The organism is Streptomyces sp. NBC_01481 (assembly GCF_026339995.1).
Taxonomy (GTDB): domain Bacteria; phylum Actinomycetota; class Actinomycetes; order Streptomycetales; family Streptomycetaceae; genus Streptomyces.
Window position 1 is genome coordinate 384,594 of record NZ_JAPEPT010000006.1, and the last position, 6,675, is coordinate 391,268.

Genomic DNA, 6,675 nt, shown 5'->3' on the forward strand with positions numbered 1-6,675 from the left:
TACCGCAGCGCCCTGCCGGGTCAATCTGATGGCCCGGCAGGGCACTTGACACATTCAGGAACAAAAGGGTCCAGGGGGCTCAGTGCACCCCGGCATTGAGGAAGATACCCCCGTCGACGACCAGCGTCTGCCCCGTGATCCAGTCGGATTGCTCAGAAGTCAAAAAAGCCGCCGCTCCGCCGATGTCCTCGGGCACACCGAGGCGCGCGAGCGGGTAGCCCGCGGCCGCCTCCTCCTCCCTGCCCTCGTACAGGGCCTGGGCGAACTTGGTCTTGACCACGGCCGGTGCGATCGCGTTGACCCTGACACCCGGCGCGAACTCGTGCGCCAGCTGCAGGGTCAGGTTGATCATCGCCGCCTTGCTCATGCCGTAGGAACCGATGAAGGGCGAGGGAGCGAGACCGGCGACGGACGCGATGTTCACGATCGCACCGCCGTTCTCCTTCTGCCAGGCCTTCCAGGTCTGCTGGGCGAAGCCGAGCGCCGAGATCACGTTGGTCTCGTACACCTTGCGCGCCACGTTCAGGTCGAGCTCGGCCATCGGCGAGTAGACCGGGTTCGTACCGGCGTTGTTGATCAGGAAGTCGACGCGGCCGAAGGCCTCCATGACCCGCTCCACGGCGGCCGCCTGGTGGGCTTCGTCGTGGGCCTTGCCCGCGATGGCGATCACCCGGTCGGCGCCGAGCTTCTCCACGGCCTCCTTGAGCGCGTCCTCACCACGTCCGGTGATGCACACCCGGTCGCCGCGGGCGACGAGCGCCTCGGCGACGCCGTAGCCGATGCCACGGCTCGCGCCGGTGATCAGCGCGACCTTTCCGCTGTCCTGTACCTCTGCGCTCATGTCCGTCGTCTCCCGATTCAGTTGAGCGGTCCGCCGGCCACGTACATGACCTGGCCGGACACAAAGCCGGCCTCGTCGCCCGTGAAGAAGGCGATGGCGTTGGCGATGTCCTCGGGGAACCCGACGCGCGCGACCGGGATCTGGGTGGCGGCAGCGGCCTGGAACTCCTCGAAGCCCATGCCGACGCGGGCGGCCGTCTGGGCCGTCATCTCGGTGACGATGAAGCCGGGGGCGACGGCGTTGGCGGTGATGCCGAACTTGCCGAGCTCCTTGGCGAGGGTCTTGGTGAAGCCCTGCAGACCGGCCTTGACGGCGGAGTAGTTGGCCTGGCCGCGGTTGCCGAGCGCCGAGCTGGAGGAGAGCGAGACGATACGTCCGAATCCGGCGTCCACCATGTATTTCTGGCAGGCCTTGGCCATCAGGAACGCACCCTTGAGATGCACGTTCATCACGGTGTCCCAGTCGGACTCGCTCATCTTGAAGAGCAGGTTGTCGCGGAGCACGCCCGCGTTGTTGACGAGGATCGTCGGCGCGCCGAGCTCGGCGGCGACGCGCGCGACGGCGGCCTCCACCTGGGCGCTGTCGGAGACGTCGCAGCCCACGGCGAGGGCCTTGCCGCCCGCCGCGGTGATCTTCTCGACGGTGTCCTTGCAGGCCGCCTCGTCGAGGTCGAGTACGGCTACGGCGCGGCCCTCGGCCGCCAGTCGTACCGCGGTGGCTGCGCCAATACCGCGCGCAGCCCCGGTCACGACGGCGACGCGCTGCTCGGTGGTGGACATGCTGGTTCTCCTCGCCCTTGGATGCGGCTCATCCGGTACGTCCCACGTCCAGGGATGAGCGACCGCTTAGTACCTTCAGCAGACGTGACGCTAGAAGCCCTGGCACCCGGTGTCAACGGCCCACCGGGTGCGCCCCGTCACTCACGGAATCACTCACCGGACGAGCAGGTCGAGCAGCCGCTCCACCTCAGCCTGTGGATCGGAGGTCAGTCCCGTGTGCACGGGGCCCGGCTGTACGACGGTCGAGCGCGGCGCGATCAGCCAGCGGAAGCGGCGTCCAGCGTCGTCGCGCGCCGCCTGGCCTGCGTCCTCGCCGCCTCGGCAGACGCCCTCGACGGCCCGCAGGGCGGCGCGTACCCCCGTCACATCGGCGCGCGGGTCGAGGGCCTTGAGTTTCCCCTCGTCGAGATACGTACGGGCGGCGACGAAGGACTTGGCACGGCAATAGACCACCACGCCGGCGTTGAAACACTCACCGCGCTCGACCCGCGGCACCACACGCAGCAGCGCGTACTCGAAGACATCACGCTCGCTCACTGGCCCGCGTCCTTCGTGCTCTTGGTCGGGTGCGGCCAGGGGGTGAGATGCTCGGTCAGCCAGCCGGGCGCCTGCGAGGGCCGGGGCTTGGAGGGCGCGCTCAGCGAGATCCGCTCATGGATCGTGGCCGCACGGGGCAGCAGCGCCTCGACATAAGCCCTGCGCAGCGCGTCGGTGGTCCCGAAACCCGGCTCGTCGACCAGCCACTCGTCCGGGACGTCGGCGGCGACCTCGGTCAGCAGCTCCTCGGTGACCAGCGGCGCGAGTTCGGCGGCGGCCGCGGCGATGTCGGGCTTGAAGGGCGCGAGGGCATGGTCGGATGCGTCGTACGGCTTGGCCGCCGAGACCGCGGCGCCCGGCCAGTTGTGGTGCCAGATCATGGTGGCTCCATGGTCGATGAGCCACAGGTCGCCGTGCCACACCAGCATGTTGGGGTTGCGCCAGGAGCGGTCGACATTGTTGATCAGCGCGTCGAACCAGACGACCTTGCCGGCCTCGGCCGCGTCCACCTCGTAGGCGAGCGGGTCGAAGCCGAGCGAACCGGGCAGGAAGTCCATCCCGAGGTTCAGCCCGCCGCTCGCCTTCAGCAGCTCCTGCACCTCCTGATCGGGCTCGCCGAGACCGATGACGGGGTCGAGCTGGATGGCGACCAGCTCGGGGACCCGCAGGCCGAGCCGCCTGCCGAGCTGTCCGCAGATGACTTCGGCGACCAGGGTCTTACGGCCCTGTCCCGCTCCGGTGAACTTCATGACGTAGGTACCGAAATCGTCGGCCTCGACGATTCCAGGCAGTGATCCGCCCTCCCGTAGGGGTGTGACGTAGCGGGTCGCGGTTACTTCCGTAAGCATTTTCCCAGGTTATCGGGGCCCAACGTCCGGACCTCACGAGTAACGATGCCGGCCGAAGCCACTCCTTCCCCAGAACCCGGGATGAGCAGTGGGAAGAATCTGGGGAGTTCAGCTCCGAACCTCACTCTCCATCGAGGCCATCACGATCGCTGGAGCCCCGTCCGCAGCCGACAACCGGCCCGCCGGACGGCCTTCGCGCTGGACGTGTGTGTTCCTTGGTCGGATCACTTGTTCAGGCGAAGGCCGCTGTGGCGTATGCCGTTCACCGACCCGCGTGATCAAGTTCGACGCACCATTCGACGCCGAAGATCAAGTCAGGACGAGAAGCCGTAGGCCTGCTCGCTCTCCCGAAAGTGCTGCACCAAGAGCGGATCCATCACCGTGGAATCCGGTCCGAAGAACTTGCCGAACTTCTCCCGGTATTTCCGGAACCAGAGGGGCCGGTCGGACAGGAAGAAGATGTCGTGCAGGGCGATGGCGCGGATCGCGAGGACGGGCACCGGCGCCCTGCTCACCACGAAGCGGGGGTTGCGCGCCGCGGTCACCGTGCAGTTCTCGTGGAACTGGCCGATCATGAGCCCCTGCGCCACGAAGTCGTCCTTCACACGCGCCTGGGCCTGGTCGAGCAGTCCCGTGTCCTCGCTGCGCAGATCGGGGAGGACGACCACCATGGCCTGCAGCATGGGATTTCGGCCCTGCCAGGTGGTCAGCTCGTACTCGCGCAGACTGCTGCGCGCGATCTCCTCGACCAGTTCGAGGCTCGGCGCGTGCCCGACCAGACGTAAGCGGATCTCCAACGTCCGGTTCTTGCGGGAGGGTGACACGAACGGGCAGATCGGACCCGTGCGGCCGATCTCCGGATGGTTCGCCGATATGTACTCGGACAGCCACGAGTCGACCGACTCCAGCGCGGACTCGAAGTCGACGACAGATGCCGTGGGCGTCATGACATACCCGTCAGGTCGGCGACGCGGTCGACGGCGATGCCTGCGAGCCGATGGATCTCGGACTCGTCCGGGATACGGATGTTGATGAAGTTGAGGATGTCGTCCTTGGGAAATATCACCCAGGCGGTCTCGATGCGGAAGTGGTCGACGGTGGACAGCCAGCGCACCAAAAAACCGCTGTCCCCCACCTCGACCGGCCCCAGTTCCACCCTCGTGATGTCGAGCTGCACCCCGTCGTTCAGCTCCATCCGGTAGTGCGCGCAGTCGCGCACCGCGTCGAAGAGCTCCTGGAACACCTGCCGACAGGCTCCGTTGCCGAACTGCGCGACGTGGTGGAAGACCACCGACCCCACGATGTTCGTGAACAGCGCGGAGGCGTGGTGCGTCGTCTCGGGGTGCGTGCCGTGCGTGAGCATGTTCGTCAGGTCGACGATGGCCCGCCCCGACTCGTCGCCGGAAACGAAGGCGGGATCGTAGGCGGCGCTCGGCTCCTCACCGAAGAAGGACTCCTCGAGATCCTCCTCCCTCAGTAGCAACTGCTGGAAAGCGGCGTCGTCCATCGCAGTCTCCCTATCGTCGTACGAGGCTCAGCGGGCGCATGTCGGTCCAGTGCTCCTCGACGTAGGCAAGGCAGGTCTGGCGGTCGGTCTCGGCGAGAGCGACCGTCCAGCCCGCGGGTACCTCGACGAAAGCGGGCCACAGCGAGTGCTGGCCCTCGTCGTTGACGAGCACAAGGAACGTGCCGTCGGGGGTCTCGAAGGGGTTGCTCATCATTACTCCCTGCGCAAAAGGGTCGAGGTGGGGGACGGGTTCGTCACTTCTCTTCCAGAACCTTCGTCACGTACTTGTGGATGCCGTTGATCGAGGTGAACAGCGCCATGTCTTCGAACTGCGGGTCGATAACCGCGCCGTGCCGCTCCTCCAGCCCGTGCTGGAGGACGACCAGGGTGAACGAGTCGATCACCAGCTCGGCGTCATCCGACAGCTCCTCGGGCGGTCCGAGCCCCGCGCTCTCGCTCAGGATCGCTCTGATGTCGTCTTTCGAGATCACCATTCCCCCTACGCCTGCGACGACGATTCCGACGTGACGCGCCCGTGCATCAGCACAAGGTCGCGGACCAGCTTTCCCATCGAGTTCCGCGGCAGCTGCCGCGTGACGGAGAACCGCTTGGGAATCTTGACCGGGCTCAGCCGCTCCCGGCACCAGGCGGTGAGCTCATCCGCGGTGACTGCCTGGTCGGCGCCCACGAACGCCTCGATGACCTCCCCTTGGGTCACCACCACCTCGGTGACCCGGGGATGTCCCAGCAGGACGGTCTCCACTTCCGTGAGATCGACCTTCAGCCCGCCGACGACGACCAGCGAGTCCGCCCGGCCGAGCATGCTGAGAACCCCGGTCGCCGGGTCCTGGTGGACCCGGTCGTAGGTCCGCAGCCAGCCGTCCGTGAAACGGTCGGCGTGCTCGCCGTACAGGTACGGCGAACGGTCCATCCGGACGAAGAGCTCCTCGCCGAGCACCTTCACCTCGGCCCCCGGCACCGGGCGCCCCAGCTGCGGAGGCACTGACGTGCCGGACAGGTCGCCCGCGATCAGCCCAATCTCGGTCAGGCCGTAGACCGGACTGATCGGCAGGCCGAAGTGCGCGCGGAACCGCTCGTAGGTGTCCTGCGGCACCCGTTCGCCGCCGGACACCGCGAGCCGCAGCGCGGGCAGTTCGGGCCGGCCCCCGATCCGGGCCAGCAGGTCGAAGTGCACGGGGGTTCCGTACGCGGCGGACACCTCGGCACGCGCCATCAACCGCACCACCTCGGCCGGGCGGAGCGTCGGCGGGACGATCAGGGTCGCCCCGGCCGCGAGGGCGTGCAGCACGCCGCTGACCAAGCCCATGTTGTGCATGACCGAGTTCAGCAGCATCACCCGGTCGCCCCTGCCGGGGACTCCGGGGAGTGCGGTGTGCCGGTCGAGTTCGGCCAGCACAGAGTCGGCCGGCCTGCCGATCACCTTGGGCCGACCCGTCGAGCCCGAGCTGAACTGCACCAGGCGGATGCCGTCGACGGCCGGCCGGCCGCTCGGCAGCCGCTGGACCGAGAAGTCGGACTCCTGCCGGAATCCGGCCACCGGGCCGCAGGCCCCGGTCGCGACGACGAGGTACTGAGGACGCACCAGGTTGACGAGCGGCTCGTATTCGGCCGGTTTCAGCCGGAAGTCGACCAGAACCACTTGCGCGCCGCGGCTCCACAGGGCCATCAGCACTTGCAGATAGGTGAAACTCGGCTTCATCCGCAGGAGAACCGAGCTGCCCTCCGCAATACCCTGCTCCCGAAAACGCCTCCCAAGATCAGCGACCGCCGTACGTAACTGCCCCCGAGTGACCGGTGCGCTGGAAATGGCCCACAGGTCGTCGTCCGTGCCCTGGCTCAGCAGATGGCTTCCCCACCATGTATTTGCCATACACGCTTCCTTTGCGAAGACAGATACGCGAAACGTTCGATCGGCATTTGGTGAGGGCGAAACTAACACCGCCGTGAAACGTCGGGCAAGCGCCCCAGTGATCAATTCCGCCCGCCCCGGCAAAAGGCGACGTCCCGGCCGTACGTCCCCGCGGCCGGGGCGTTCCATCCCGCGCCACAGGCGGTCCACGCCCCGTCCACAAGGGAGTTCAGGGCTGCTGCCTGCACCGATCACCGAAGTGGCGTGCCACGGGCTCACGCGTCACGCGAATC

The 6,675-nt window shown here is 67.4% G+C and carries 9 protein-coding genes; all 9 read right to left on the minus strand.

Going from position 1 to position 6,675, the window contains the following annotated elements:
- Nucleotides 1–79 precede the first annotated feature (79 nt).
- Nucleotides 80–841, minus strand: a complete 762-nt coding sequence (locus OOK40_RS31635; RefSeq protein WP_266488419.1) for an SDR family oxidoreductase — start codon at nt 839–841, stop codon at nt 80–82.
- A gap of 17 nt (nt 842–858) precedes the next feature.
- Nucleotides 859–1,620: a 3-oxoacyl-ACP reductase FabG gene (gene fabG, locus OOK40_RS31640; RefSeq protein ID WP_266488421.1), complete on the minus strand. Its 762-nt coding sequence runs from the start codon at nt 1,618–1,620 to the stop codon at nt 859–861.
- A gap of 153 nt (nt 1,621–1,773) precedes the next feature.
- Nucleotides 1,774–2,157 carry a DUF3037 domain-containing protein gene (locus tag OOK40_RS31645; protein ID WP_266488423.1) on the minus strand — a complete coding sequence of 128 codons (384 nt, stop codon included), beginning with the start codon at nt 2,155–2,157 and terminating at the stop codon, nt 1,774–1,776.
- Nucleotides 2,154–3,005 carry a HipA family kinase gene (locus OOK40_RS31650; protein WP_266488426.1) on the minus strand — a complete coding sequence of 284 codons (852 nt, stop codon included), beginning with the start codon at nt 3,003–3,005 and terminating at the stop codon, nt 2,154–2,156. The genes OOK40_RS31645 and OOK40_RS31650 overlap by 4 nt, the downstream gene beginning before the upstream one ends.
- A 314-nt stretch (nt 3,006–3,319) precedes the next feature.
- Nucleotides 3,320–3,952: a DUF6875 domain-containing protein gene (locus OOK40_RS31655; protein WP_266488428.1), complete on the minus strand. Its 633-nt coding sequence runs from the start codon at nt 3,950–3,952 to the stop codon at nt 3,320–3,322.
- Nucleotides 3,949–4,512: a hypothetical protein gene (locus tag OOK40_RS31660; RefSeq protein WP_266488431.1), complete on the minus strand. Its 564-nt coding sequence runs from the start codon at nt 4,510–4,512 to the stop codon at nt 3,949–3,951. The genes OOK40_RS31655 and OOK40_RS31660 overlap by 4 nt, the downstream gene beginning before the upstream one ends.
- Nucleotides 4,513–4,522: 10 nt before the next feature.
- Nucleotides 4,523–4,723, minus strand: a complete 201-nt coding sequence (locus OOK40_RS31665) for an MbtH family protein (protein WP_323136135.1) — start codon at nt 4,721–4,723, stop codon at nt 4,523–4,525.
- A 43-nt stretch (nt 4,724–4,766) separates the two neighbouring features.
- Nucleotides 4,767–5,006 (minus strand): acyl carrier protein, encoded by a 240-nt coding sequence (locus OOK40_RS31670; RefSeq protein ID WP_266488435.1) that lies wholly within the window; start codon nt 5,004–5,006, stop codon nt 4,767–4,769.
- A gap of 5 nt (nt 5,007–5,011) precedes the next feature.
- Entirely contained in the window at nt 5,012–6,403 is a 1,392-nt protein-coding gene (locus OOK40_RS31675; protein ID WP_266488437.1) for a class I adenylate-forming enzyme family protein, read from the minus strand.
- Nucleotides 6,404–6,675: the final 272 nt, after the last annotated feature.

What these genes read in the sequence shown, in the direction of transcription:
- OOK40_RS31635 (WP_266488419.1), bottom strand. Translation starts at nt 841, where the DNA reads ATGAGCGCAGAGGTACAGGACAGCGGAAAGGTCGCGCTGATCACCGGC.
- fabG (WP_266488421.1), bottom strand. Translation starts at nt 1,620, where the DNA reads ATGTCCACCACCGAGCAGCGCGTCGCCGTCGTGACCGGGGCTGCGCGC.
- OOK40_RS31650 (WP_266488426.1), bottom strand. Translation starts at nt 3,005, where the DNA reads ATGCTTACGGAAGTAACCGCGACCCGCTACGTCACACCCCTACGGGAG.
- OOK40_RS31655 (WP_266488428.1), bottom strand. Translation starts at nt 3,952, where the DNA reads ATGACGCCCACGGCATCTGTCGTCGACTTCGAGTCCGCGCTGGAGTCG.
- OOK40_RS31660 (WP_266488431.1), bottom strand. Translation starts at nt 4,512, where the DNA reads ATGGACGACGCCGCTTTCCAGCAGTTGCTACTGAGGGAGGAGGATCTC.
- OOK40_RS31665 (WP_323136135.1), bottom strand. Translation starts at nt 4,723, where the DNA reads ATGAGCAACCCCTTCGAGACCCCCGACGGCACGTTCCTTGTGCTCGTC.
- OOK40_RS31670 (WP_266488435.1), bottom strand. Translation starts at nt 5,006, where the DNA reads ATGGTGATCTCGAAAGACGACATCAGAGCGATCCTGAGCGAGAGCGCG.
- OOK40_RS31675 (WP_266488437.1), bottom strand. Translation starts at nt 6,403, where the DNA reads ATGGCAAATACATGGTGGGGAAGCCATCTGCTGAGCCAGGGCACGGAC.